General features: G+C 63.9%; 25 protein-coding genes. 5 read left to right on the forward strand and 20 right to left on the reverse strand.

The genetic code is table 11. The features are described from left to right. Positions 1 to 360 precede the first annotated feature (360 nt). The 4 genes from NFI08_RS13030 (at position 361) to NFI08_RS13045 (ending at position 4,645) form a co-directional block, all read left to right on the forward strand. Positions 361 to 795 carry a PAS sensor domain-containing protein gene (locus NFI08_RS13030; protein ID WP_045991041.1) on the forward strand — a complete coding sequence of 145 codons (435 nt, stop codon included), beginning with the start codon at positions 361 to 363 and terminating at the stop codon, positions 793 to 795. 143 nt (positions 796 to 938) lie between these two features. Continuing rightward, on the forward strand, positions 939 to 1,154 hold the full coding sequence (locus NFI08_RS13035; RefSeq protein ID WP_108131385.1) for a PA3496 family putative envelope integrity protein: 216 nt from the start codon (positions 939 to 941) through the stop codon (positions 1,152 to 1,154). Positions 1,155 to 1,425: 271 nt separating this feature from the next. Continuing rightward, positions 1,426 to 3,087: an energy-dependent translational throttle protein EttA gene (ettA, locus tag NFI08_RS13040; RefSeq protein WP_045991039.1), complete on the forward strand. Its 1,662-nt coding sequence runs from the start codon at positions 1,426 to 1,428 to the stop codon at positions 3,085 to 3,087. Between the two features lie 205 nt (positions 3,088 to 3,292). Continuing rightward, complete coding sequence (locus NFI08_RS13045) at positions 3,293 to 4,645, forward strand: DUF2254 domain-containing protein (protein ID WP_045991038.1); 1,353 nt, start codon at positions 3,293 to 3,295, stop codon at positions 4,643 to 4,645. A 57-nt stretch (positions 4,646 to 4,702) separates the two neighbouring features. On the opposite strand, the gene lpxL is transcribed toward NFI08_RS13045, so the two are convergent. From lpxL to NFI08_RS13145, 20 genes are all read right to left on the reverse strand, one after another. Then, the gene (lpxL, locus tag NFI08_RS13050) at positions 4,703 to 5,623 is read right to left on the reverse strand and encodes an LpxL/LpxP family Kdo(2)-lipid IV(A) lauroyl/palmitoleoyl acyltransferase (protein WP_108448144.1); all 921 of its coding nucleotides are present in this window, start codon (positions 5,621 to 5,623) and stop codon (positions 4,703 to 4,705) included. Positions 5,624 to 5,667: 44 nt separating this feature from the next. Then, entirely contained in the window at positions 5,668 to 6,777 is a 1,110-nt protein-coding gene (gene alr, locus NFI08_RS13055; RefSeq protein WP_349589871.1) for an alanine racemase, read from the reverse strand. Between the two features lie 309 nt (positions 6,778 to 7,086). Beyond that, the gene (rpoS, locus tag NFI08_RS13060) at positions 7,087 to 8,082 is read right to left on the reverse strand and encodes an RNA polymerase sigma factor RpoS (RefSeq protein ID WP_045991069.1); all 996 of its coding nucleotides are present in this window, start codon (positions 8,080 to 8,082) and stop codon (positions 7,087 to 7,089) included. A gap of 110 nt (positions 8,083 to 8,192) precedes the next feature. Then, entirely contained in the window at positions 8,193 to 9,365 is a 1,173-nt protein-coding gene (locus NFI08_RS13065; RefSeq protein WP_349589874.1) for a peptidoglycan DD-metalloendopeptidase family protein, read from the reverse strand. Continuing rightward, positions 9,358 to 10,311, reverse strand: a complete 954-nt coding sequence (locus NFI08_RS13070; RefSeq protein WP_108448141.1) for a DUF368 domain-containing protein — start codon at positions 10,309 to 10,311, stop codon at positions 9,358 to 9,360. Before NFI08_RS13070 ends, NFI08_RS13065 begins: the two co-directional genes overlap by 8 nt. A 35-nt stretch (positions 10,312 to 10,346) precedes the next feature. Then, positions 10,347 to 11,012, reverse strand: coding sequence for a protein-L-isoaspartate(D-aspartate) O-methyltransferase (locus tag NFI08_RS13075; protein ID WP_045991033.1), 666 nt, complete (start codon positions 11,010 to 11,012; stop codon positions 10,347 to 10,349). Beyond that, on the reverse strand, positions 10,999 to 11,745 hold the full coding sequence (gene surE / locus NFI08_RS13080) for a 5'/3'-nucleotidase SurE (RefSeq protein WP_045991032.1): 747 nt from the start codon (positions 11,743 to 11,745) through the stop codon (positions 10,999 to 11,001). The genes NFI08_RS13075 and surE overlap by 14 nt, the downstream gene beginning before the upstream one ends. Continuing rightward, entirely contained in the window at positions 11,742 to 12,902 is a 1,161-nt protein-coding gene (truD, locus tag NFI08_RS13085; protein WP_349589878.1) for a tRNA pseudouridine(13) synthase TruD, read from the reverse strand. Before truD ends, surE begins: the two co-directional genes overlap by 4 nt. Then, positions 12,899 to 13,435, reverse strand: a complete 537-nt coding sequence (gene ispF / locus NFI08_RS13090) for a 2-C-methyl-D-erythritol 2,4-cyclodiphosphate synthase (RefSeq protein WP_349590319.1) — start codon at positions 13,433 to 13,435, stop codon at positions 12,899 to 12,901. Before ispF ends, truD begins: the two co-directional genes overlap by 4 nt. Positions 13,436 to 13,449: 14 nt before the next feature. Next, the gene (ispD, locus tag NFI08_RS13095; RefSeq protein ID WP_045991031.1) at positions 13,450 to 14,178 is read right to left on the reverse strand and encodes a 2-C-methyl-D-erythritol 4-phosphate cytidylyltransferase; all 729 of its coding nucleotides are present in this window, start codon (positions 14,176 to 14,178) and stop codon (positions 13,450 to 13,452) included. Further along, on the reverse strand, positions 14,175 to 14,510 hold the full coding sequence (ftsB, locus tag NFI08_RS13100) for a cell division protein FtsB (protein ID WP_045991030.1): 336 nt from the start codon (positions 14,508 to 14,510) through the stop codon (positions 14,175 to 14,177). The genes ispD and ftsB overlap by 4 nt, the downstream gene beginning before the upstream one ends. A gap of 192 nt (positions 14,511 to 14,702) precedes the next feature. Further along, positions 14,703 to 15,779, reverse strand: a complete 1,077-nt coding sequence (locus NFI08_RS13105) for a transporter (RefSeq protein WP_231498461.1) — start codon at positions 15,777 to 15,779, stop codon at positions 14,703 to 14,705. A 150-nt stretch (positions 15,780 to 15,929) separates the two neighbouring features. After that, the gene (locus tag NFI08_RS13110; RefSeq protein WP_349589883.1) at positions 15,930 to 16,718 is read right to left on the reverse strand and encodes a hypothetical protein; all 789 of its coding nucleotides are present in this window, start codon (positions 16,716 to 16,718) and stop codon (positions 15,930 to 15,932) included. A 69-nt stretch (positions 16,719 to 16,787) separates the two neighbouring features. After that, positions 16,788 to 17,492, reverse strand: a complete 705-nt coding sequence (locus NFI08_RS13115; RefSeq protein ID WP_286986117.1) for a C39 family peptidase — start codon at positions 17,490 to 17,492, stop codon at positions 16,788 to 16,790. Positions 17,493 to 17,621: 129 nt separating this feature from the next. Continuing rightward, positions 17,622 to 18,746 (reverse strand): FapB/FapC family functional amyloid domain-containing protein, encoded by a 1,125-nt coding sequence (locus NFI08_RS13120; RefSeq protein ID WP_286986115.1) that lies wholly within the window; start codon positions 18,744 to 18,746, stop codon positions 17,622 to 17,624. A gap of 75 nt (positions 18,747 to 18,821) precedes the next feature. Then, on the reverse strand, positions 18,822 to 19,463 hold the full coding sequence (locus NFI08_RS13125; protein ID WP_286986113.1) for a FapB/FapC family functional amyloid domain-containing protein: 642 nt from the start codon (positions 19,461 to 19,463) through the stop codon (positions 18,822 to 18,824). A 2-nt stretch (positions 19,464 to 19,465) separates the two neighbouring features. After that, the gene (locus NFI08_RS13130) at positions 19,466 to 19,978 is read right to left on the reverse strand and encodes a hypothetical protein (protein WP_286986112.1); all 513 of its coding nucleotides are present in this window, start codon (positions 19,976 to 19,978) and stop codon (positions 19,466 to 19,468) included. A 53-nt stretch (positions 19,979 to 20,031) separates the two neighbouring features. Continuing rightward, positions 20,032 to 20,382, reverse strand: coding sequence for a hypothetical protein (locus NFI08_RS13135; protein WP_286986110.1), 351 nt, complete (start codon positions 20,380 to 20,382; stop codon positions 20,032 to 20,034). A 1,035-nt stretch (positions 20,383 to 21,417) separates the two neighbouring features. After that, entirely contained in the window at positions 21,418 to 22,800 is a 1,383-nt protein-coding gene (locus NFI08_RS13140) for a sigma-54 interaction domain-containing protein (protein ID WP_231498460.1), read from the reverse strand. A 152-nt stretch (positions 22,801 to 22,952) separates the two neighbouring features. Then, the gene (locus NFI08_RS13145; RefSeq protein ID WP_502881083.1) at positions 22,953 to 24,137 is read right to left on the reverse strand and encodes a GNAT family N-acetyltransferase; all 1,185 of its coding nucleotides are present in this window, start codon (positions 24,135 to 24,137) and stop codon (positions 22,953 to 22,955) included. A gap of 208 nt (positions 24,138 to 24,345) precedes the next feature. On the opposite strand from NFI08_RS13145, the gene edd reads away from it, so the two are divergent. Beyond that, positions 24,346 to 26,235, forward strand: a complete 1,890-nt coding sequence (gene edd / locus NFI08_RS13150; protein WP_045991024.1) for a phosphogluconate dehydratase — start codon at positions 24,346 to 24,348, stop codon at positions 26,233 to 26,235. The last annotated feature ends 7 nt before the right edge of the window (positions 26,236 to 26,242 follow it).

Genomic DNA, 26,242 nt, shown 5'->3' on the forward strand with positions numbered 1-26,242 from the left:
CACAGCAAAGACGACAGGAAGCGCTGAAGAAATGTCGCGAGCGATGACAGGTCGGTTGCCGCCGGAACGCAAGGATTCGAGTTTACATGGGTTAAATGAGGACCCTGAGTACCGCCGGCGGTCGAGATGTCGAGCGCAGCAATTTATGCAGCGTTTCCTTAGCCGACCATTGATTTAATCTCGCCCTCTGGCCATGCTTAGCATCAAATTTTGCCGATTAGAGCCATCATTACATCCCGAGGTTGCGCACAAACCGTCTACGAGAGACTACCGGTTTGGTGCACATCCTGGCCCCTGAATCCCCGGCCCCTGATTACCAGGCAACAAGGGTGTAACGCCAAGCCCGCAACAGGACGTCCCATGACACGACCGAACATGATCGCCCCGGAACTGCTCGAACGCATCGTCAACGCCTCGGAAGACGGGATCGTGGTGGCCGAGAAGGAAGGCGACGAGCATATCCTGATCTACGTGAATCAGGGCTTCGAGCGCCTGACCGGCTACAGCGCGGACGAGATCCTCTACCGCGACTGCCGCTTCCTGCAGAACGACGATACCGACCAGCCGGCCCTCGACGTCGTGCGCAAGGCCTTGAAGGAGTTGCGCCCCTGCCGCGAAGTTCTGCGCAACTACAGGAAGGACGGCACCCTGTTCTACAACGAGCTGTCACTGACCCCGGTGTTGGACGAAAGTGACGAGCTGGTCTACTTCATCGGCGTCCAGAAGGACGTCAGCGAACGTGTGGCCAACCTGGCCGAGATCGATCGCCTGCGTGACGGCGCCGACAGCGCCTGAGCCAGTCCACGCCTCCCTCTTGCACTTTTCTCGATTCCCGCTTATATAGCCAACAGAGTCCTCGGATTCTGTTGGCGCTTCCCGCCGTCGGAAGCATGGTGTGACAAGACGCGCTTCGGCGCTCTGGCCATGGGAGATTTCACATGAGCCGTGATTCCCTTCTCGATGATGCCTACCTCGACCTCTCTGATCAGGAGGCGGTCAACGACGAGGACTATTCCCGCAGTCGTCCTTCCAACCGTGCTGACACCCTGCGCGCCCGCCGACGAGTGGAAGCCCTGCTCGAGGAACGTCGCCTGCGCCAGGCCATCGATGACGACTGGGGCTATGACGAGGAAGAGGAAGAAGAAGAGGAATAGCACCCAGCGCCACCTGTCTTTCCCGGGGCGGTCGGTGCATCGCCCCCGCCATTCGCTCTCGCCTGGCGAATCCCCTCACCTTGCGTGGGGCGCCCCTCGATCTCGCCACACGGCTGGCGTTTGTGCGCCTCCGGCTCTATCATCTGTGACCAGCTTTTTTTCCGCGAACCCCAGTGGAAACGCGGCATCGTCCACGTCTGGCTATGCTGTCGACGCCCAGGGCGTCCGTCAGTGCCGGTGGTGATCGTTTCCCCAACACTAGCGAGTTCCCATGGCGCAATACGTCTACACCATGAACCGGGTGGGCAAGGTCGTGCCCCCCAAGAAGCAGATCCTCAAGGACATCTCCCTGTCCTTCTTCCCCGGGGCCAAGATCGGCGTGCTCGGTCTCAACGGCGCCGGCAAGTCCACCCTTCTGCGGATCATGGCCGGCGTGGACACCGAGATCGAAGGCGAGGCACGGCCGATGCCGGGCCTCAACGTGGGCTATCTGCCCCAGGAGCCCGAGCTCGACGACACCAAGAACGTGCGCGAGACCGTCGAGGAGGCACTGGGCGAGATCAAGGAAGCCCAGGCCAAGCTGGACGCCGTCTATGCGGCCTACGCCGAACCGGACGCCGACTTCGACGCGCTGGCCGCCGAACAGGCCAAGCTCGAGAACCTGATCGAGGCCGCCGACGCCCATAACCTGGAGCGCAAGCTGGAAGTCGCCGCCGAGGCACTGCGGCTACCGCCCTGGGAGGCCAATGTCGGCCACCTGTCCGGTGGCGAACGTCGCCGCGTGGCGCTGTGCCGCCTGCTGCTGTCCAACCCGGACATGCTGCTGCTGGACGAGCCGACCAACCACCTGGACGCCGAGTCCGTGGCCTGGCTCGAGCGCTTCCTCCACGACTATTCCGGTACCGTGGTGGCCATCACCCACGACCGCTACTTCCTCGACAACGTGGCCGGCTGGATCCTCGAGCTCGACCGCGGCCAGGGCATCCCCTTCGAAGGCAACTACTCCCAGTGGCTGGAAGCCAAGGAGAAGCGCCTGGAGCAGGAAGCCAAGGCCGAGGCCTCGCGTCAGAAGGCGATCAAGCACGAGCTCGAGTGGGTTCGCTCCAACGCCAAGGGCCGTCAGGCCAAGAGCAAGGCGCGCCTCAACCGCTTCGAGGAGATGCAGTCCGGCGACTTCCAGAAGCGCAACGAGACCAACGAGATCTACATTCCGCCGGGTCCGCGTCTGGGCGACAAGGTCATCGAATTCCACGGGGTGTCCAAGCGCTTCGACGACAAGCTGCTCTACGAAGACCTGAGCTTCACCATCCCCCAGGGCGCCATCGTCGGTATCGTCGGCGGCAACGGTGCCGGCAAGTCCACCCTGTTCAAGCTGATCCAGGGCAGCGAGAAGCCGGACGCCGGCGAAGTGGTGCTCGGCGAGACGGTGGACATCGCCTACGTCGAGCAGATGCGCGACGCCCTCGACGACAAGCAGACGGTGTGGGAAGCGGTGTCCGATGGACAGGATATCCTCAACATCAACGGCTACGAGGTCTCCTCACGGGCCTACGTCGGGCGTTTCAACTTCAAGGGCAATGACCAGCAGAAGTTCCTCAGGGACCTCTCCGGTGGTGAGCGCGGCCGCCTGCAGCTGGCCCAGACCCTGAAGCAGGGCGCCAACGTGCTGCTGCTCGACGAACCGTCCAACGACCTGGATATCGAGACCCTGCGTGCGCTGGAAGAGGCTCTGCTGGCCTTCCCCGGCTGCGCCATGGTGATCTCCCACGATCGCTGGTTCCTGGACCGCATCGCGACCCATATCCTGGCCTTCGAGGGCGAGTCCCACGTCGAGTTCTTCGCCGGCAACTACACCGAGTACGAAGCCGACCACAAGAAGCGCGTCGGTGACGACACGCCGCATCGGATGAAGTACAAGCGTATCGACGCCTGATACGACAAGCACTGCGCACTGCAACGACGCCACCGGCCCACGCCGGTGGCGTCGTCGTTTGTGCAGTTCCAGTCTTTCCGCTGCCGCCAGCGTTTACCGGCGTACTTGCATGACAGCACGCTTGAAGCGATAAGAGCCACATGCGACGCATCTTGTCGTCGACATCGACCTATCCCATCCACCGCTACCTGACAGGGTCCCTGCCATGTCATCGCTGACCTTCCATCCGGTGCGGTTGATTCGCGCCTTTTATACCAGCATCGCCTACCTGCCGACCCTGGCAGCCCTGGTCTACGGTCTGCTCGGCCTGCTGGCGCTGGCCCCACCGATCAGCGACACCTCGCTGCCGGAGGTGATCCAGAAGCTCAGTCTCACCGCCCCGGGCAGCGCCCAGTCACTGCTGGCGGCGATGCTCGGTGGCATGATCTCGCTGATGGTGTTCAGCTTTTCCATGGTGATGTCGGTGCTGTCCCAGGCCGGCGGCAACTTTTCCCACAAGCTGGTATTCGGGCTGGTATCGGAGCGCGCCAATCAGTGGGTGCTCGGCCACTACCTGGGCACCATCCTGTTCATCCTGATTCTATTGATCGTGCCGGAGGTCGACGACGGCGAAGCCGCCTGGCGTTCGCTCGCCATCTATCTGGCCTGCGCCATGGTGCTGCACTGCCTGGCGCTGTTCGTCTATTTCATCCACAACGCCTCCCAGTCGATCCAGATCGACGCCGTGATCTCCGGGCTCCATGACACCACCCTGGCCAGCATGCAGCGTCTGCACGACAAGGAAACCGATGACCATTGGCGCTACCTGCCCTCGGCTGCACCGCCGAGCGCCCAGTGTCACGAGATCCATGCGCGCATGGCGGGCTATGTGCAGAACGCCAACCTCGAGCGACTGGCGGAGCTTGCCGAGCGCATCGGTGGCGTGCTGCATCTGCAGTTTCGCTTCGGCGACTACGTGGTGGAGGGGCTGCCCATCGCTATCCTGGAGTGCGAGGACACGCCCAACGAGGAGTGGTGCGACGAGGTGCTCTCCACCCTCACCTATCTCGACGGTGAATCCATCGATGAGCACTTCGTCCACGGACTGACCCAGATGATGGAGGTGGCGATCAAGGCGCTGTCACCGGGGATCAACGACCCCGGCACCGCCAGGCTGTGCCTGCACCGGATGACCGATCTGCTGTGCCGCTACCTCAAGTGGCAGCCGGCCAACACCATGGTCGACGGTGACGGCAAGCGCCGTGTGACCTGGCCGGTGGAACGCTACGACAGCCTGCTGCACCGCCTGTTCGTGCCGATCCTGTCCTACGGCGCCGAGGACCAGAGCACCCTGCTGGGTTTGCTCAAGTCGCTCAAGACCCAGTCACTGTTCGCCGGGGAACACCAGCTCCCCAGCATTCAGCGGATGGCTCAGCGGGTCGGCCAGGCGCTGGCGGACGGCGCCAGCGACCCGATGGATCAGGCCTTTATCGTGGAACGACTGGAAAGAGGCGCGCACCGCCTCGACCTGACCCCCATGCGAGAACGCCTGGCGGCGCGCCTCGAGCAGATCGGTTGACGCCTGGACCGACGGGGCGCCCACGGCCAAGCCGGCAAGCCCCGCCAGGCCAGTCCATCAGTAGATCTTGGCCTCGCCCCTGGGGCGGGTCTTGAAGCGCCGGTGCATCCACAGATACTGCTCGGGATGGCGGCGAATCGCGGCCTCGATCACCGCGTTGATACGGGCAGCGTCGGCGACCTCGTCACCGCTGGGGAAGTTGTCCAGGGCGGGCAGGTATTCGAGGCTGTAGGTGCGATTGTCGGGATTGCGGTGAAAGATCAGCGGCATCACCGGCGCGCCGGTCATCTTGGCGATCTTGGCCGTCAGCTTGATCGACGCCGCCTCGACTCCGAAGAAGGGCGCAAACACGCTGGCGTCACGACCGAAGTCCTGGTCCGGACTGTACCAGACGTGGTGACCGGCCTTGATCCGTCGCACCACGCCACGCAGGTCATGACGATCGATGGCGGTACCGAAGATGCCGTTGCGGGCACGGGTCATGAAACGCTCGAACACCGGATTGTCGTGGGGGCGATAGACCACGTCGGCGGGAAAGAACAGCGAGTGCAGGGCGCCGCCGAGATCCAGGGTGGAGAAGTGGATGCCGATGATCAGCGCGCCCTTGCCTTCGGCCTGGACCCTCGCCATATGCTCCTGGCCCTTGAAGGTGACCCGGTGGCGCAGATGTTCGGGATCCCGGCACCAGCCGGTGGCGGTCTCGAAGATACCGATGCCGTTGGCCAGAAAGCTCTGCTTGACCAGGCGGGCCTGGGCCGCCGGGTCGAGTTCGGGAAAGCAAAGGCGAATATTGGTCTCGGTGATATGACGGCGACGCCCGGCGAAACGCCAGGCGGCCAGTCCGATCAATCGGCCCAGCGCCAGCTTGCAGCGCCAAGGCAACCAGGCGCTGGCGCGCATGGCGGTGATGGCAAGGTAGGTCGGCCAGTAGCGTGGCTGGGTCCAGTAACGTGGCGCGGTCGTTGTGTCCTTGGACATGCGATCCCTCGTCGGTCGATCAGGACGACCGACGAGCCAGGCCGTCAGTCGCTAACGGCGCCATTGTACCGCCTGGGCACCCGTGGCAGCACCCCGGTCAACAGGGTATAGCTGATGGTGTCGCAGAATCGGGCCACTTCATCCACCGACAGTACGCCACCGTGACGGCTGCGGCCCCACAGCACCACCTCGTTGCCGATGCCTGCCTCGGGTAGTTCGCTCAGGTCCACCGTCATCATGTCCATCGACACCTTGCCGGCCACATGGGTGCGCTTGCCGTCGACCAGCACCGGAGTGCCGTCCACCGCGTGGCGGTCATAGCCGTCGCCGTAGCCACAGGCCACCACCCCGATACGCGAGGGCCGAGAGGTGACGAAGCGCCCCCCGTAGCCCACCGGCTCCCCCGCGGGAAGCTCGCGCACGGCGATGATCTCGCTGCGCAGGCTCATCACCGGTGCAAGCTGCTGGCTTGCGCTGTTGGCGACCTCCAGTGGGTCGGACCCGTAGAGCATCACTCCCGGACGGTTGATGGCACCGTGGGCCGAGGACTGGGCAAGAATACTTGGCGAGTTGGCCAGGCAGGTGGGCGCGTCGAGGCGCTCGGCCAGCGCCACAATGCACTCACGCTGACGTTGAAAGTAGCCAGCATCGGTACTGTCGGCGGTGGCGAAGTGGCTCATCAGGTGAAGATCACAGACACACTCGGGGGCCGCCTCGAGCGCCCGCCAGGCCGCTTCGGCCCGCTCGGGCGGGAAGCCCAGCCGATGCATGCCAGAGTCCACCTTCAGCCACACCGGGATGGGCCGGGCCGGGCGCCGTGCCAGGGCGGCCTCGAGCTGCCAGTCGCTGTGAATCGCCATGCCCAGACCAAGCGCCTCCACCTGGGCCAGCTCATCGGCGCTGAAGATCCCCTCGAGCAGCACGATGGGCTCCTCGATGCCGGCCTCGCGCAGGGCGACCGCCTCCTCGATCGCTGCCACCGCAAACATCGGCGCCTCGCCGGACAAGGCCCTGGCGCAGGCGACGGCGCCATGGCCATAGGCGTCCGCCTTGAGCACCGCGACGCTGAGGCTGCCTGGGGCCAGGCCCGCGGCAAGCCGGTAGTTGTGGCGCAGGGCATCCAGGTCGATATCGGCGATCAGGGGGCGAGACATGGGGACTCCGAGGTCAGTGGGCAGAGGCTAGCGATATCGCCATATTATGCTCGATAGAAATGGTCATTTCATGGCATATAGAACCATAAATTCCTTGCAACATAGTCGGTTACCCCATAAACATGATGACCCACAGACATAACCACTAAAAAAGCGCCAGGCTTGGCCTGGCGCTTACGGATACGTCTCACGGGATCAGTCTTGAAGGTCGGGACCATGCCTCTATCCAAGCGCCCCAGCATGCGCTGATATCATCTGCTTGCCGGGTACCGCCGCCGACAGCGCTCTGGTCACGCCAGGCTGACGGGACTACTCGAAGATCGCGTCCAGCGACAGGCCCTGCTTGTCGAGCATCCGGCGCAGCTTCTTGAGCGCCTCGACCTGAATCTGGCGCACCCGCTCGCGGGTCAGGCCGATCTCCTCGCCGACCTGCTCCAGGGTCGCGGCCTCGTGGCCACGAAGGCCAAAGCGTCGCACCACCACCTCGCACTGTTTCTCGGTAAGCTCGGCCAGCCAGTGATTGACGTGGGCCTTGACGTCACCATCGACCAGCGTCGACTCGGGCCCCTGCTCGTTGTCGTCGGTGAGGGTCTCGATCAACGGCTTGTCGCTCTCGCCGCCCATGGGGTAGTCGACCGAAGACACCCGCTCGTTGAGCCCCATCATCTTCTTGACGGTCTCGACGGGCTTGTCCAGATGTTCGGCGATCTCTTCGGCGGTGGCCTCGTGATCGAGCTTCTGGGTCAGCTCACGGGCGGCGCGCAGGTAGATGTTGAGTTCCTTGACCACGTGGATCGGCAGGCGAATCGTGCGGGTCTGATTCATCAGCGCCCGCTCGATGGTCTGGCGAATCCACCAGGTGGCGTAGGTCGAGAAGCGAAAGCCGCGCTCCGGATCGAACTTCTCCACCGCACGAATCAGGCCGAGGTTGCCCTCTTCGATCAGGTCCAGCAGGGTCAGGCCGCGATTGAGGTAGCGGCGCGCGATCTTCACCACCAGGCGCAGGTTGGACTCGATCATCCGAGCCCGCCCCTGGGGGTCGCCCTTGCGCGCCAGACGGCCGAAATAGACCTCTTCCTCCGGCGTCAGCAATGGCGAGAAGCCGATCTCGTTCAAGTAGATCTGGGTGGCGTCGAGGCTCTGGCGCGCATAGCGATCCTCGCGACCCAGCGCCTTCTCGAACGCCTGAGTCTCGTCCTCGGCTTCCTCGACCTCTTCGACCTCGTCCGTCACGTCCTCGACGGCGTCCTCGTCAGCCTCGTCTACCGTTTCGAGATTCACATCCTGAAGATCCCGTTCAAGCATGCTCATCGTATAGCTACCCCGTGGTTGCGACCCGGCGTTGTCGTCACCCACTACGATCAACGCCAAAGATTATTATTGTGTGACGCTCATCCTGGAGAAACTGCCGTTTCTCAACGGGAAGGAAGATATTTCGTCGGATCCTGCGGCTGGCCGTCCTTGCGCACCTCGAAATGCAGGCGTACGTCCTCGGCGTCGGAATCCCCCATGGTGGCGATGACCTGGCCTGCCTCGACGACATCGTTCTCGCTGACCTTGAGACTGTCGTTGTGGGCGTAGGCACTCAGGTATTCATCGTTATGCTTGAGCAGGATGAGCTTGCCGTAGCCCCGCACACCGCTGCCCGCATAGACCACCTTGCCCGGTCCCGCCGCTCTGACAGGTTGCCCCTTTTGACCGCCGATATCAATGCCGGCGGTGATGCTCGAACTCTCACCGAACTGGCTGACAATCTGGCCATCGGCCGGCCACTGCCAGGGAACCTCATCGACCGGCGTATAGGTCCGGGATCCGCCGCTTGAAGCGCTTTCGCTGCCACTGGAAGACGTGGCCTGGCTGCTGCTGCCGCTGTCCTGTGAAGCGTTGGCGGCAACGGTTTCTGACTGTGCAGAATCGCTAGCCTCGGTCTGCTGTTGTTGCTGTGCCCTGGCCTCTTCCTCGGCGGCCGCCACCACCGACTCCTCGGCTTCGCGCTGGGCGCGCTCGGCCTCATCCTGACTGCTCAGGCTGCCATCGGCGCCGGGGGTGTCGTAGTCGTACACCGGTCCCGGAGCGGTCGCGCTGACACCGGCCACGGCGGCCGCGCCCTGGGCCGCGGTACCGCTGATCTGCTCGGTACTCGCGCTCACGGTCTCGGTGCTGCCGTCCGGCAACAGCCACTCGAGATCCTCGGAGGAAGGCTGAGCGGGCTGATTGCCCTGCCCCAGGGGGGTCGCCACCGCCCCGCCCTGCCCTGCGCCCTGGCCTGCCTGCGCGCCCGCCACCTGCTGGCCGCCGGCGCCCGAGGACGGGGCCTGACCGTTGGCCGACAGGCTCAGCGTCTGGCCGACGTCGATGCGGTAGGGAGGCTGGATATTATTGATCCGGGCCAGTTCGCGAAAGTCCATATCGTGGCGCCAGGCGATGCCGTACAGCGTATCGCCGGACTCGACGGTGTACTGCGCAGGCACCTGTGCGGCACGGGCCGACGACAGGTCCTGAACCTGGACCGGCTGGCTCGGGCCCTGCTGATTGACACAGCCGGCCAGGACCAGCGCCAGGCTGGAGATGACGAGAGTCTTATGCATCGTGTGGTGTCTCCTTGTCGGCTGACCGCGTCGAGCGGCTAGCGTTGGCGTCTTCGCGGGCGGCGGACGAAGCGCCGACCCTGGCAACGATGAGGACCACCAGCATGCCGAGGATGGCGAGCAGCGTCACCCCCACCAGCTGCGCGGCCTCTCCGGTCACCGCAGAATAATCCCAGGGGGCCAGATAGCGATAGTCCAGCGGGATGACTTGATCGTCACTGCCTAGCTGATAGCGCGTCAGCTCCCGCCAGGGCCAGAGGATCGGCAGCGAGCCCACAATGAACCCGACCAGCAGCTGCAGGGTGGCGGTGTGATGACGCCGCAGCAGCCACGACAGCAGACGGGAAAAGGTAAAAAGGCCAACCAGGCACCCCAGGGCAAACAGCCCCAGCAGCGGCACATCAAAACCACGGATCCCCTGCATCACCACGTCGTAGAGGCCCATGCTCAACAAGAGAAAGCTGCCCGAGACGCCGGGCAACAGCATCGCGCTGATGGCGATGGCGCCACCGACGACCAGTACCAGCGAGGGGCTGCCGAGGGCATTGACCAGCGGCATCAGCGACGGCAGCGCCTGGGCCAGCACCAGTCCCAGCGCCAGCGGCAGCATGTGCCACCAGCGCCAGTCGGCCGGGTGCTTGCCGACCACCAGCGCCGACGCCGCCACCAGGCCAAAGAAGAAGCCGTTGAGCAGCAGCGGATGGCTATCCAGCAGCCACACCACCAGGTGAGCCACGGTGATCAGGCTGGTCAGGATGCCGGCCATCAACGGAAGCAGGAAGCGCAGGTTCAGGTGAGCAACGAGCCCCCTGACACCACCCTGTTTCAGCGCCCCGAAGGCACTGGGACCGAAGCGCTTGATGGTGTGGATCAGCTCCTCGTAGATGCCGGTGACGAAGGCAATGGTGCCACCGGAGACTCCCGGGACGGCATCCGCCGCCCCCATGCCCGCACCCCGGAGGTAGAGGCCTAGCGAATGTTTCAACGAATTACTCCTTCAAGTAACGGCACGAAGCGTACCGGCTCCAGCCGTTCGAATTCAAAGCGCTCTCCCTCGCGCCGTACACGGGTCAGCCACTGGCGTCCATCGTGCCCTTCCAGCGGCGCGATCAGCACGCCACCGTCCACCAGCTGGGACAGCAGAGGTTCGGGCAGTTCGCTGGCACAGGCGGTCAGCAGGATGGCGTCGAAGGGGGCGGCCTCGGGCCACCCGTGCCCGCCGTCGGCCAGCCTCAAGCGCGCGTTGTAGGTCTTCAACAGGCGCAGGCGCGAGGCGGCGATACGATGCAGAGCATTGATCCTCTCCACCGACCAGAGTTCCGTCACCAGACGTGCCAGGATCAGCGTCTGGTAGCCTGACCCGGTGCCCACCTCCAGCACTCGCTCGGGCGCCTGCTCGAGGATCAGCTCGCTCATGCGTCCGACGATCCAGGGCTGCGATAGGGTCTGGCCATGGCCGATCGGCAGCGCGGTATCTTCGTAGGCACGATGCGCCAGGGCCTCGTCAAGGAACAGGTGGCGAGGTTCCCGCGCCATCACCTCGAGCACGCGAGACGAGCGAATGCCCTGCTCGCGCATGCGGCTGACCATGCGGTCCCGGGTTCGCTGGGACGTCATGCCGACGCCTCTGAGATCAGGTGAGCGCATCAAGCCAGTCCTGCACATCATCGCGTGCGGCGTGTCGGGTCAGATCGGTCTGCAGCGGGGTGATGGAGACGTAACCCTCAGCCACCGCGGCGAAGTCCGTGTCCGGCGCATCGTCGGCATTTTCCCCCACCGGGGCGATCCAGTAGCGCAACCGTCCACGGGGATCGCGCGTCTCGATGGGGCGTTCGGCGGGGCCACGATAGCCCATGCGAGTGACGCGAAAGCCGCGTAGCTCTTCCCACGGCACATCCGGCACATTGACGTTGAGCAGGCTGCGCGGCGGCAGCGAAAGCTGCTCCAGCGCCCCCACCAGGCTCGCCGCCACCCGGCCAGCGGTCTCGAAGTAGCGGTGCCCGACCAGTGACACGGCGATGGCCGTCATGCCCAGATTGCGCCCTTCCATGGCCGCCGCCACGGTGCCCGAGTAAAGCACGTCGTCGCCCAGGTTGCCGCCATGGTTGATACCCGAGATCACCAGATCCGGCGTCTCGTCCCAGACGCCGTTGACGCCAAGATAGACACAGTCGGCGGGGGTACCGTCGACGCTGTAGAAGCCGCTGTCCATGGGGCTGAGCGACAGCGGACGCGACAGGGTAAGGGAGTTGCTGGCACCGCTGCGATCACGATCGGGGGCGACCACCCTGAGCTTGGCATAGGGGCTGAGGGCGTCATGCAAGGCCTTCAAGCCAGGCGCATTGACACCGTCGTCGTTGGATAGCAGCAGTCTCCTCATGGTGTATCTCCCTGGTGTTGCTCGGCCACTGGTTGCTCTTCCCCAGGCTGCCTGGCCACAGGCTCCTTCACTAAAGGCTCGTCGACGGACGGCGCGTTGCGAAAGCTCAAGGTGGGGTGATCCATCAGCTCACGCAGCACGGCGGTGGCAAAGGCCCCGGCGGGCAAGCGGAACTCGAGCCACACCGCGTCGCCCTGACGCCATAGACGGGCCTCGGTGGGCATGACTCTCAACGCCCGTCGGGACGCCTTGACCCTGGCCTTCTCGAGTCCGGCGCAAAGCGCCGGCGCCTCGGCCAGGACGTCTTGCTCCAGCGCCTCGGCTCGCTCCCGGGCGCGACTGCCACCGGTCCCCCAGAGTACCCCGGCGGGATGGATGTCGCCTTGCTCGAGGCGCGCCTTCAAGGCGTCATCGGGGCTTTCCACGTCGAACAGGCTGTGGGTACCTTCCAGCATCATCACATCGCCGGCCAGCACCTCTCGCCAGCAGCCCCTGCGCAGACGCTCGGCCAACTGGGCGTTGAACAGGTAGCTGCGAGCGGCGGACAACAGCATGCCCTCGCGGTCATCACGCTTGCGCCAGCCGCGCTCGAGCACCGCACAGGCCTTGCTCAGGTTGCGCCCCTCGTGACCGAACCGCTGGGGCCCGAAATAGTTGGGCACCCCGTCGCTCACCAAGGCCTCGAAGCGCTGTTCGAGCCCAGGGTCCCGAGCCACCTCGCCGGTCAGCTTCAGACGAAAGCGGTTGCCGCGATGGACCCCACGCTTGAGCTTGCGCGGATGACGGCTGGCGGCCTCGACCACATAGCCCTCCGCCGCCAGTCGTGCGTCGAGATCTTGCGGCGCCTCACGCCCCGCAAGATGCACCGAGAACCACTGACGCGTTACCGCCGTGCGGTCCTTCATGCCGGCATAACCGACGTCGCGGCGACTCACCTGACACAGGTGGGCCAGGGTCGAGGCGACCCTGGCGGTGGTGGTGTCACGCTTGGCGATCCACAGCCACAGGTGCTCGCCCTGGCCCTCAGGAGCGAACCCAAGGTCCTCCTCGACCTGGAAATCCTCGGGGGTTTCCCGGTAACGCCCAGCCATCGGGGCGCCGAAACGCTCGTCCAGATAGCGCGGCCAGTCCGGGGGCCAGACGATGGCATCGCTCATGTCGATTCGGCCCTCGTGACACTGGCGCCAGTGTCCCCGGCGGCGCTGGTGGCATCATTGTCAATGGCCGCCATCAGCACCACCGCCTCGGCGGCGATGCCCTCGCCACGCCCGGTGAAGCCGAGACGCTCTGTCGTGGTGGCCTTGACGTTGATGGCGCCCCTGTCGATGCCCAGGTCCTCGGCCAGGGCGTCGCGCATGGCACCGAGATGCGGTGCCATCTTCGGCGCCTGGGCCATCAGGGTGGCGTCCAGGTTGGCCACCCGGTAGCCGGCCTGCGCCACCCGTGCCACCACCCGCCGCAGCAGGTCGCGACTGTCGGCGCCCTTCCACTCAGGGTCGGTATCCGGAAACAGGTGACCGATATCACCGAGGGCGCAGGCGCCCAGCAGCGCATCACTGATGGCATGCAACAGAACGTCGCCATCGGAGTGCGCCACGAACCCCCGATCGAAGGGCAGTCGCACGCCCCCGATCATCAGGTGGTCACCCTCGCCGAAGCGATGGACGTCGAAGCCGTGGCCTATGCGCAGGGGCAGCAGCATGTTCATGAACTCTCGTGCAGATCCCGGAGCACCGCGTCGCCGGCCAGGATCAACTCGGCCAGGCGCAGGTCCTCGGGGTGGGTGATCTTGATATTGTCGCGGCGACCGGCGACCAGTCGGGGCGCGCGGCCCAGGGCCTCCACCGCCGACGCCTCGTCGGTGATCCGGCCGACGCCGATGCCGTCCGGCGCCAGCGCCCGGGCCAGAGCTTCCTGAAGCAGAGCAAAGCGAAATGCCTGGGGCGTCTGGGCCTGCCACAGACCCCGTCGGTCCTCGGTGTTCGCCACCGCCCCCTGGCCATCGTCACGCTTGATGGTATCCGCCACCGGCGAGGCCAGCAGCGCCCCGTCAGGGCTCGCGAGGGCAGCGTTGTAGAGCCGTGACAGGTCATCGGCGCTGACACAGGGGCGCGCCACGTCGTGCACCAGCACCAGGTCATCGGGGGCGCCTTGGGCGGCGACCGCCGCCAGGGCATTGACCACGCTGTGCACGCGCTCGGCGCCGCCGGCCACCCGCTGCCAGTCGGTAAAGGGGACCAGCGCCGGGTCGAACCAGTCGTCATCGGGCGCCAGGCACAGGCACAGCCGCGCCTCGGGAAAGCTCTGATGCAGCCGCGCCAGGGTATGCGCCAGCACCGGTCGCCCCGCCACTTCGAGATACTGCTTGGGGCAGGTCCCGCCGACCCGCTTGCCGACGCCCGCCGCCGGCACGATCAGCCACAGTCGGCTCATTCACTGGCCCCCTGGGCAGATCCCGGTGTCGGTTGGGCCACCGGGGCGACGTCGGTCTCGACCCCGGGCACCCAGAAGAACTGCTCGTCGGTGCGCACCATGCCCACATCGCTGCGAGCGCGTTCCTCGATGGCATCGAGACCGGTCTTGAGGTCCACCACCTCGGCGCTAAGGCGAGCATTGCGATCGCGCAGGGGCTGGTTTTCCGCCTCCAGCGCCGCCACCCGCCCGCTGACTTCATTCATTTCCATGACACCGCCCTGGCCCAGCCACAGTCGATACTGAAGCAGGGCGAGCAGTGCCAGCAGCACTATCGCCAAGGTCTTGAGCATGCAGGTACCGTCGACATTCGATTCGGCGCCTAGTATGCCATCGCCGCCCGGTCGGGGGCGAGTCGCGGGTCGGCCCATGTCACGATGGCCAGGAGAGCGCATCAAGACCAGAGGCACCAACGCAATCGGCCGACCCCGAGGGTCGGCCGACTCACTGGCGAGCGTTCTTGCGCTGGTTAAATGCCAACCGCTCTATAGCTGGAACGGCATACGGAAGGTCAGGCTGATATCCGAGGCGTCATCGGTCATGCCGATGCCCAGGTTGGTGACCACCGAGGTGGAATCGGTCATGGCGTAGGTGCCACCGATATTGAACACCCCGATAGTGGCGTCACTGCCGATAACCTCGGTCTCGTTGCCACCTTCCGGGGTAATCTCGGTCTTGCGGATATATTCGTGGGAGTAGGACAACGCCAGACTCAGCCGCTCATTCAAGGCAAAGGCGGTACCGAAGCCTGCGCTGATGCTGTCACCCAGATCCACATCGGCGCGCTGATCACCCTCACCCGCCGAAATATCGTCGAAATCTTCCTCGATATTGTAGGTGTAGCCCAGGTTGGCGAAGACGATGGCCGGGTCCAGAGTCTTGAGTACCGACACCCCGGCAGTCACGCCCCAGACGCCGTTGCCGGTGGGCAATTCCTTGGGAACCGACAGGTTACCGGCGGTATCGGATTGCTCGATTTCGATGCCGTAGGGGTCCTTGCCGGTGGGCGCACGCACCCCCAGACTGACCACCACGTCGGGCCTCTCCACGGTCTCCGGCAGCAGCCGGTAGGACAGGCTCGCCGAGATATCACCTAGCCCGGCTTCATCGACGTCATCCTCCACATTGCGTTCTGTGGAGAACTCACCACCGATGGACTGGATGGTGGTGGTGCGATAGACGAAGGGCACATTGATGCTGGCTTCCAGCCGATCGGTCAGGCCATAACGGGTATTGATATCCAGGGTGGTAATGTGGGTCTCGACATTGTCGAGATTCAGCTCGCCGAGAAAGATGGCGTCCAGTGCCAGAAAGCCGCGTAGTGCCAGGCTATCCCGATCCGAGTAGGTGTAGGTGATCCCGGGTTCGATGGTCAGGCGATCGGAAAACAGCGCGTGCTCCTCGCGGAAAATATCCTGCACGCTGCGCGAGGCCTCCTGGGATTCCAGCGCTTCTTGCTGTTCGGCTCCGACGGTCTGTTGTGCAAGGGCAGGCGCCGCAGCACCGGCCAGTAAAAGGCCCGCCAACGGCGGGCAGAGCGTCCTGTTGATGACGATATTCACGTCGATCTCCTTGTCCCCGAATGAAATCGTTTGTACTTCTTGTCGAGCGTCTACTGCGCCCTTCTGCTCCCCTTCCAGCAGAGTCCCCCGACACTCCTGGTAAAGTGTAGTCAGATTGTGCGTTTACGGCGGTCAATTGCTCCATAACTGTCAACGCAGCGCCGCTGCAGACTTGATGCCACTGAGCATGCCGGGTACCGACCTGTCCCCTACCCCGGCCTGGTTACCCATATACAGCTGCAGCCGGGTCAGGTTGCGCACCTGCTGCAGGTTGCTGGACAGCTGGATCGCCTGATTCAGCCCGCCGCCGGGCACGATGGCCTGACTGATGCTGCCCATACCCGGAATATCCACGGATACGCTCATATTGTTGCCGACGGCGGATACCGCGATGGTACTGCCGGCGATGGAGCGGGTCAGATTGCCGCTGGTGTCCGGGCTCACTCCACCGAAGCTCGAGGCGTCCATGACATCGATGACCAGGTCATTGGCGGCGACGTTGAAGTCCCCCCCCGCCTGGATCGACTGCACCACGCCGGAGGCGTTGGCGGTGCCCCGATCGACTATCGTTGCACCGTTGCCAAGACTTGCCAGACCCGCGGCGCTCTCCACCACGGTAATGGTGGGCTGGAAGCTCACCGTAGGTTGGCCTCGACTCAGATCACCCAGCATCTGCGCCCCGGCAGATAGATGATCCCCCGCCGCGGTGCGCCATTCGCTGACCATCTGCACCCCGAAAAACATCAGGCGCCCCTTATCGGCGAAGCGCCCGCGCTGTTGTCCCAGTTCACTGTCGGATAGCTGACGCGCCTCGCTGAAACCCTCGAAGCGGTCAAAGTCGGTGGTGGCAGCCAACGCTGCCGGTGCGCCCAGAGCCAACGACAATGCCAACAGCATTGCCCAGCATTTCAGCCCTGGTCCCCTGTCATGTCCCATCATGGTGTTGCCCCCTGATCGACGGCGCCTTCCTGCTCGCCGCTGAGCCTTGCCGAAAGAGCGTTATCGTTATCAGAACAGTTCAGCGTGACGGAAACCGAAGTCGATCATCTGCTCGCGTGAGACGGGCGAAAACACGTCCTTCATTCGATGCGCCGTCAAAGGCTGGCGCGGATCGAGCAAGGCGGTATAGCGATCGAAGCCGTCGCCCACCACCGCGAAGATGATATTGTTCCAGGCGGCCATGAATTCGTCCCGGGACATCACCCGGTTGCCCAACGCCGGATCACCGATATAGACGCGATCTGCGCTGGCCTTCTTCATGACCACGAAGTGTTTGTAGCCGTTGAGGTCCAGTAGGACGATCACCGGAATCGAGACGTCATCCAGGGTCTCGGCGTCGACTTCATAGCCGCGCCCGCGTAGGCCCAGGGTCTCGACATAGTTCTTCAGATCCAGCAGGGAGAAGCCCTGCTGCTGTACCAGCTCCAGGTCGGCTACCTCCAGCATCCCCGCCAGCACGTCGTGCTCGGTGGTGTCGGGACGTTGGTAGGCGTACTTGAGCAGGGTGGCCAGCGAAGCGGCACCACAGGAAAAGTCGGTGCGCTGCTCGACCAGATTCTCGTAGCGACGCTCACGGATGGACTGGACGTCCTTGTTGATCACCGTCCCCGGCACGATCCCTCCCAGGCGAATGGTGGCAGCCTGGGTATCGCCGAGCGGTAGTGCGAGGCCGATGGCCAGTGCCGCGGCCAGCGGCCAGCGTGGCAGTGTCATGACCTGTCCCCCGTATCCAGATGGTGAGTGTCGTATTGGCCAGCTTCTTGGTGAGCTTTGGCGGTCGTGTCTTGTTGGAAAAATCCCCGGCCCAGATGGGCCGGGGAATTCGTGCAGCGGAGCCTGGTCTCAGTTCTCGACGCCAGCCATGCTGGAGGCAATCGACAGCGAGTTGCGCTGCTGGTTGCCGGAGCCAGAGGCGATGTTGACGCCGATGTTGCCGTTGGCGCCGCGCAGGGCATTGCCACCCAGGGTCGCGGCATTTTCCTGATAGACCAGCATCTGAGTGGTGTTGACGCTGCCGCCAACGGCGATACCACCCAGGGCGATGGTGCCACTCTCGGTAAAGCCAAGCTCACCGCCTTCGCTACCTTCGAAGCGGCCGTCGTTGCCGTCCGGTCCCTGATCGTCGAAGTCAGCATGGCCCCACAGGGACTCGCCACCGGGATGGCTGTCGCCGCCCTGCCAGATTTCCGGGTAGACGTCGTTGGTCTGCTCCCAGTTGCCACCGTAGGTGCCGCTACCGCCGCCTTCGTATGAGCCACCCAAGGCCACACCTGCAACAAACGCAGAGGTATCGGTCAGCGTCACGACCTGACCATTGCTGGTGGTGGTGTTGCCATAGCTGGCCTGGACGCCACCGGTGGTGGCATCGGCGCTGCCGCTGGCGGTGTTGACGGATGCCGCCAGGCTGTTGTGCTGGGCATTGCCGACACCGGCCGCGACGTTGACGCCAATGTTGCCGCTGGCGTCGCGCAGGGCATTGCCGCCCATCAGGGCAGTGTTCGGGCTGCCGTTGATGTCAGTCATGTTGTTGGAGGCGGACTGGAAGGAGAACGAGGCCGCCTGGCCGAACACGGTAGCCGCGTCGGAAGACGACAGTGCAGCGTCGTTGGCCTGCTGGTTGTTGTCACCCGCGGCCACGTTGGCACCGATGTTGCCCGAAGCACCCTGCAGGGCATTGCCGCCCAGGGTAGCGTCATTGGTGGTCAGGGTTTGCGTGGCATCGTTGTTGTTGGAGAGCTGCTTGCTGTCCACGGTAGCGCCGGAATAGTTGTCGTCCAGGAATAGCGCCCCGCCCAGCGCACCCACGTACTTGTAGTTGTGGGAGTCGTTGAAGATATGGACATCGATGCCGTTCGTGGCCTCTGAGTCGATGCTTGAATTGGTTTCAAAGTCGTTGGCCATTGCCGCCGGTGCGACCAGAAGTGCAGAGATGGCCAGAGCGAGCGGCGCTTTTTCAAAAGTTTTCATGATCGTTCTCCTGAATGAACCGTACTGTCTTTTCACTGCTTTTATTGACGTCACTCGTTGCTTTCAGCATTAGCTTTATTGGTTGAAGCGATAGCTGAAGCTGTTGCGAGTGGCGTTCCCCGTGCCGGCTGACTGGTTGACCTGAATCACTCCTCTGGCGCCTCCGAAGGTACTTTCCTCGATCTCGAGATTTCGGATGGCGCTGTCGGAGCCATTGCCGCCTGCCCCATTCAGCCCCTGCCTTGGTGCCAGCACCTGTTGCAGACTGTCGTCGCTCAGGCCGCTGACCGTGCTCCCCAGAGCCATGCCGAAGCTATTGCTCTGAAGGTTGCCTATCCCCGCCGCCTGGTTGACGGACATCCACCCGGAGGCGCCGCCAAAGGCGCCCTCCCTGATGGCGGTGCCCACTTCCATGCCGGCGAGTCGTTCGTCGATGCGTACCTGCTGCACCAGACGATTGTTGATGGTGGCGCCGTCACCGATGGCCAGGGCGCCGCTGTTGGACTGCAGATTCTGATTGCCCGCGGCCTGGTTGGCCGCCGCGACACCACTGACACCGCTGAGCGCCTGACCGCTGATCACGCTGCTGCTGCGCAGGCCGCTCAGGTCCTGACCCTGGGCCGGGTCCGGGCTCACCATCACCAGCCCGAAGGCGGCGGTGAGCACCAGGCTGCGGGTCAGCCGTACCGGCACGCATGAAGGCTTGAAGATCCGCATGATCAGCGCCTCCCGCCGGTCAGGGGCGCCAGCGCACCGCTCACGGTATTGGCGATGCCCGAGGTAGCCCCGATCACGCTGCCACCGGCTGCCGATCCGCCGCCGACCGAGGTCGCTACCCGATTGCTGCTGCCCACGGGACCGGTGCCGAGGTTGGCGCCGGTACCCAGGGCACGGTGCATCTGCCCCATGCCGCGGCCGACCCCAGCGGAGATACTGGCCGCCCGGGTGTCATCGAGCATGATCGCGGAGACCCCACCCATGCGGGTGTGAACGCTGCCGGTGGCGCTGCGTGCCATGTTGCTGCTGTGCATCAGGTCGGCCCGTGCCCGAATCGGTCCGCTGTCGCGATTGACGTAGCCGAATGGCGCAGTCTCGACCTCTCGCAGCATGATGATCTCCCCCGGCTGGACGCCAGGGCGAAGATCGGCGCCGAGGCTCTGGTCGGTCCCCACACCGACCAGGCCCACCGCCACTACCGCTGCGGCCAGGGCCAGACGCCACTGGCACGTCACGGCGTTCCCGCTTCCCCCTTGCCCTTCTCTGTGCTTCAGGTGTCCCATGGTGATCACCAGTCCCGTTGCGTAGTGACGTTGGCGCTCTGACGGTTGTTCAGCCCGTTGGCTGCGCGATGGCTGCTGTCATCGCCCCCGCCTCCGGCGCCTCGTCCCGGCCGCTCGTCCCAGAGGATGACGCCGTCGGCGTCGATTCCCTGCTCCGGCACGAAGCGGCCTCGAATTGTGTCCAGCGCCCCGTCATTGACGAGGTGCTGATCCCCGGGAGCGCCGAACACCTGCTGCTCGTCGAGCATCGCGGTGTCCGAACGGGCCGACATGGATCCGGTGGCGGCCAGCGCCACACCGATCGCGATGGACGCGCCAAGGACAAGAGTCCGGCTGTTTGCGATCGTCTGGTTCATGTCGGCGTCTCCTCGGGTCCTGTTCCCGTTGCAGTGCTTCTCCTGCACAAAGAACAGAGCAATCGCCGTGCCAACTTGTAATCTATTGATTTCTATGCATTTTTATTTTTGTGCGAAACAAGGAGTGTTAAGCCGATGAAACAATGCCTCTTCAGCCACGCCGCAAATACGGCACAAAGCACAAGCAAACCTTTGTTTTTAAGCTGCTTTTCAAGAAAGTACCGTTACTGGTACAGCTCAGGGGCCAGCGGCGCTATCCACCCCGAAAAGCGACGCTGTCAGGCCCGCACTATCGTGCTGAAGGGCCCGTGAGGCGGGGGTTTCAGAAGAAACAGCAAAAAAATGTGGCAGGGTGTGTTCAAGGACGACATTCGCGTTACGAGGGAAGCCGGCACCTTGTACGGATGGGGGAGAAATGTCAGAAATCGCATGATTGAGCACAGTTAAACCTGACCCATCAACAAGCAATATACTGATATAAAAGGTATTTTTTAGACATTTACCACTTCAACACTGTCCTTCTGGCCAATGTTTCAACAAAGCAACACTTTTGCGCCAGGCCCATTTTTCGGGAGTACGAAGCATCAGCTTCGTCCGCATAGCGTCGACATCTTGCCGCGATCTCTCAACGTCGATAATCGGATCCGGATGTCAGAGCGCAGATACCAGGGAAGTAGAAGGACGCAGATACCAGGGGGATAGAAGGACACGGTTACCAGAGCGCGGGAACCTGGATGCAAAAAGCCCCGCTTGCAGCGGGGCTATCAAAGAGTGGTTTGCCGAGAGCTCATATAGCCGAGAGGTCATATAGAGAGAGGAGAGCGCTGCGAGGAGAGACGTGCCGATAACGCCTCTTGTACATCGCCCGAACAGAATCGATGGCACTAGGGCTTGTCTGAAAAGTGCCTGCGCTCGGTAATACGGCGTTAAAAATCGGATCAAAATGCTCATTTACACCCCGTAAACTGCGCTTTCTCACCGATTTTTGCCTTGTCTAACCTTCGCTCGTCGACTTTTCGGACAGCGCCTAGGCCGTCAGGAGAAGGCGGCCTCCTGGGGAGGCGTACGTGAAATACCGTGCTTGTCGAGCAACCGATAGATGGTCACCCGGGAGACGCCAAGTTCCTTGGCGGCGGCGTTGACCCGGTACTTGTTGCGCCCCAGCGCCGAGAGCAGCGCATCACGCTCGGCTTCCTCGCGAACCTCTTCAAGCGTTATCTGGTGGCGGTTCAAGCCACGCCGTTCGATGCCGAGGTCCTCGGGCTGGATCAGACGGTTTTCGCACATCACCATGGCCCGACGAACCCGATTGATCAGCTCGCGGACGTTGCCGGGCCAATGGTAGCGCTGCATCACCGACAGCGCCTCTCGGGAAAAGCCTTTCAGACAGGAGGCCTTCTCGCAGGAGAAGCGCTCGAAGAAGAAACGCGCCAGGATCTCGATATCTTCCGAGTGCTCGCGCAAGGCAGGTACCTGCACCTGGAGCACATTGAGTCGGTGATAGAGATCCTCCCGAAAGCGTCCCTCCTTCACCGCCAGCTCGAGATTGACGTGGGTCGCGGCGACGATACGCACGTCCACCGGAATATCCTCGAGCCCACCGACGCGCTGGATACAGCGCATCTCCAGAAAGCGCAGCAGGTTGACCTGAAGCTCCAGCGGCAGGTCGCCAATCTCGTCGAGAAACAGGGTGCCACCGTCGGCCGCCTCGATACGACCGATCTTGCGTTGCGAGGCACCGGTGAAGGCGCCCTTCTCGTGGCCGAACAGCTCTGACTGAATCAAATGCTCGGGCAGGGCGCCGCAGTTGATGGCGTGAAAGGGCTGGCGTGAACGCGTGGAGCGCTCGTGGATGGCCTGAGCCGTCAGCTCCTTGCCGGTACCGGACTCCCCGCTGATGAACACCGGAGCATCGACCACCGCCACCTTGCGGATGGTCTTGAACAGGTTCCACATCACCGGCGTCGTACCGACAAACTCGTACTCGCTGTCTTCGGCGGCGGCCGACATGCGCTGTTCTTCACGGTCGCGCTGCTGCAGCATCGACAGTTCCGCAGCGTGCTCCATCAGGATCGACAGGCGTAGCAGATCCACCTGGGGCGACACCAGCGAGTGGCTCAGGTGGGCCATGATGCGACGCATCTCGGGATCGTCACACTGATCCGAGGTGCCGACCGCGATCCAGGGCCTTTCGCTTTTCAGGATCAGCGGTTCCAGATGGCGCAGGTCCTGACAGGACAGGTCCTCCAGTACCATGATGCCGACCCGGCAAGGGTCATCAGGCTGCAAGCGGCAATCCGACAGCGGCGACACCAGCGGATGCATCTGCCAGCCACTCGACTGCAATCCCTCCAGCAGGTGGCCGGCACGACCACCGGGGTCGCCGATCCACCAACTGCAACGTTGCTTGACGTCCATCGCCTGTCCCCTGAACCCAACCGCCCGCAGACACCAGCAACGATCGGACTGTCGCGCCAACGCGACGACGAACCCGACCGCCCTCGATCTATCTGCGCCTGCGTAATGTAATCGTTATCTCACATGAGTATCGGTTGAATCATAGCACCGTATTACGCTCTACCTCGAAACGGTAGTCCACGGTGGGCCGCCGCCACATACAGTTCGAGCTGTCGGGCTTCCTCTTGACAAAATCGCGCTACCGCATCGTTGAGGCGGGGATCATTGACATGATGCAAGGACGTCAGCCGGCGGGGGACAAAGCCCCGAGACACCTTGTGCTCACCCTGGGTACCGGGGTCAAAGCAGTCGAGGCCTCGCGCCAGGCAGTGCTCGATACCCTGGTAGTAGCAGGCCTCGAAGTGCAAACAGTCAGCCAGCACCTCGCTGCCCCAGTAGCGACCGTAGAGGGTTCGGGTTCCCTGAAGGCAGAGCGCGGCGGCCACCGGGCGGCCTTCGACAAAAGCTTGAACAAGCACAAGGTTTTCCGGCATAAGACGGCGAAGCCGCTGAAAAAATACCTCGCTTAGATATCCTGTCGCACCTCTTTCAAGATAGGTGATGCGATAGCAGCGAAAGAAGTGGCGGATCGCCGCTTCGTCGATCTCGCTGCCCTCGAGGCGCCGCAGTTCGATGCCCTGGTCGGCGACACGGCGACGCTCGCGTCTTACTTCCTTGCGCCGTTTCGAGGTCATCGCCGCCAGGAATCCCTCGAAGTCGCCAAAGCCCTCGTCTCGCCATTGAAACTGCACGCCGCTTCGGGCGATCAGGCCCGGACAGGCCTGTCGCCAGGCGGCCACCTCCGAGTCCTCGGCAAACAGCAGATGCCAGCCCGATAGCCCGGGGTCGTCTTGCCACTGGCTCGCCAGCATGGCCATGACGGTCTGCTCGTCTTCACCTTCTGCCAGTGCCAGGCGCGGGCCTGGCGCCGGGGTGAAGGGGATCGCGCTCACCGCCTTGGGGTAGTAGCGCCCCCCGGCACGCTCCCAGGCATCCGCCCAGCTCCAGTCGAACACGTACTCGCCCCAGGAGTGCTCCTTGAGGTAGTACGGCAGCAGGCCTACCAGTCGCGCCCCTCGCCACAGCGTCAGATGTCGAGGCTGCCAACCGGTGCCCTCCCCCACCGCACCGGTGGCCTCCAGTGCATCGAGAAATTCGTGACGGGCAAAGGGATGGTCCGGGTCCACCAGGGCGTTCCAGTGCTCGGCCGGCACCTCGGCGACAGCCTCCAGGCACTTGACCGAAAGACCTTCCTCGGCGTGGCCGCCCTGTTCTTGCTGCGGGGATGATGGCGTCACAACCCACTCCTTGCGCTTTGCGATTCAGCCACAGAGTGCCAGACTTTGGAGGTGCTCGTCGCCGAGATCGTCGAAGGCGGCGACCACCGGCCACTCCCTGTAAAAAAACTACATATTCGACCAAAGCACTCGGTCAAGGGGGAGGAAATTGGCTTTTTATTTGGTAAAGTTACGTACCTGACCCGCATCAACACGTCTGAGGTTGACCATGGCTAGCCAGCAAGCTTCTTCGCTCGATCCCACCGTCGCCCGCGTCACCGAGCGCATCCGTGAGCGCTCCCGGCAAAGGCGCGCCCTCTACGAAGAGCGCATGGAGGCCCAGCATCGTCGCGGCGTCCATCGCTCCGAACTGTCCTGCGGCAACCTCGCCCACGGCTTTGCCGCGTGCGGCAGCGAGGACAAGAATCAGCTCAAGCTGATGAATAGCGCCAACCTTGGCATCATCTCGTCGTACAACGACATGCTGTCAGCGCACCAGCCGTTCGAGACCTTTCCCGAGGTGATTCGCGAAAGCGCCCGTCAGATGGGCTCTACCGCCCAGTTCGCCGGCGGTGTGCCGGCCATGTGCGACGGCGTCACCCAGGGCCAGCCGGGCATGGAGCTGTCGCTGTTCTCCCGCGACGTCATCGCCATGGCCACCGCCGTGGGCCTGTCGCACAACATGTTCGACGCCGCCCTCTATCTTGGCGTGTGCGACAAGATCGTGCCGGGCTTGTTCATCGGCGCGGCGCGCTTCGGCCACCTGCCGACTACCTTCATCCCGGCCGGGCCCATGCCCAGCGGCCTGCCCAACAAGGAAAAGGCCCGCGTCCGTCAGCTGTTCGCCGAGGGCAAGGTCGGCCGTGACGAGCTGCTGGAAGCCGAGTCCGAGAGCTACCACAGCCCCGGTACCTGCACCTTCTACGGCACCGCCAACTCCAACCAGCTGATGATGGAGTTCATGGGGCTGCACCTGCCGGGCGCTTCCTTCGTCAACCCCGGTACCGACATGCGCGAAGCGCTGACTCGCTTCGCCACCGAACAGACGATCCGTAATACCGAGCCCGGCGGCGACTACCGTCCGTTCTATCGCCAGATCGACGAGCGTGCCATCGTCAACGCCATGGTCGGCCTCTTGGCCTCCGGCGGCTCCACCAACCACACCATGCACCTGGTGGCCATGGCCGCGGCGGCGGGTATCACCATCAACTGGGATGACTTCTCGGAGCTGTCCTCCGCGGTGCCCAGCCTGACCCGGGTCTATCCCAACGGCCAGGCCGATATCAACCACTTCCAGGCCGCCGGCGGCATGAGCCTGTTGATCCGGGAGCTGCTCGGTGCGGGCCTGATCCACGGCGACATCCCGACGATATTCGGCACCGACCTGACCGCCTACACCCAGGAGCCCTTCCTCGAGGATGGCAAGCTGGTGTGGCGCGAAGGCCCCCTGGAAAGCCTCGACCCGGACGTGCTGCGCCCGGTATCCAACGCCTTTGCCGCCACCGGTGGCCTCAACGTGCTCGAGGGCAATCTCGGCCGTGGCGTCATCAAGGTGTCGGCGGTAGAGGCTCAGCACCGGGTCGTCGAGGCGCCGATCAAGATCTTCGAGGAACAGAACGACCTCAAGGCCGCCTTCGACGCCGGCGATCTCGACCGTGACGTCATCGTGGTGGTGCGCTTCCAGGGCCCCAAGGCCAATGGCATGCCCGAACTGCACAAGCTGACCCCCTACCTGGGCGTCCTGCAGGATCGCGGCTACAAGGTTGCCCTGGTCACCGACGGGCGCATGTCCGGTGCCTCGGGCAAGGTACCTGCGGCCATCCACATGACCCCGGAGGCGCTGGACGGTGGCCCGCTGGCCAGGCTGCGTGATGGCGATGTGGTGCGCCTGGACGCCGACAAGGGCGAGCTGTCTGTCGTGCTCAGCGACGCCGAATGGCGGGATCGTCCCAAGCGCGTGGCCGAACTGGATCACTACCATGTGGGTCTGGGTCGCGAGCTGTTCGGCGGCTACCGTCACCTGGCCATGGGCGCCGAGGAAGGCGCCGGCGTCTTCGGTGGCTTCGAGGCCGACGACCTCGAGCGCCAGCAGGGACAGATCCACGACGAGGACGCCTGAGTTCGCC

This window comes from Halomonas sp. EF61, from assembly GCF_040147045.1.
Taxonomy (GTDB): Bacteria; Pseudomonadota; Gammaproteobacteria; order Pseudomonadales; family Halomonadaceae; genus Halomonas; species Halomonas litopenaei.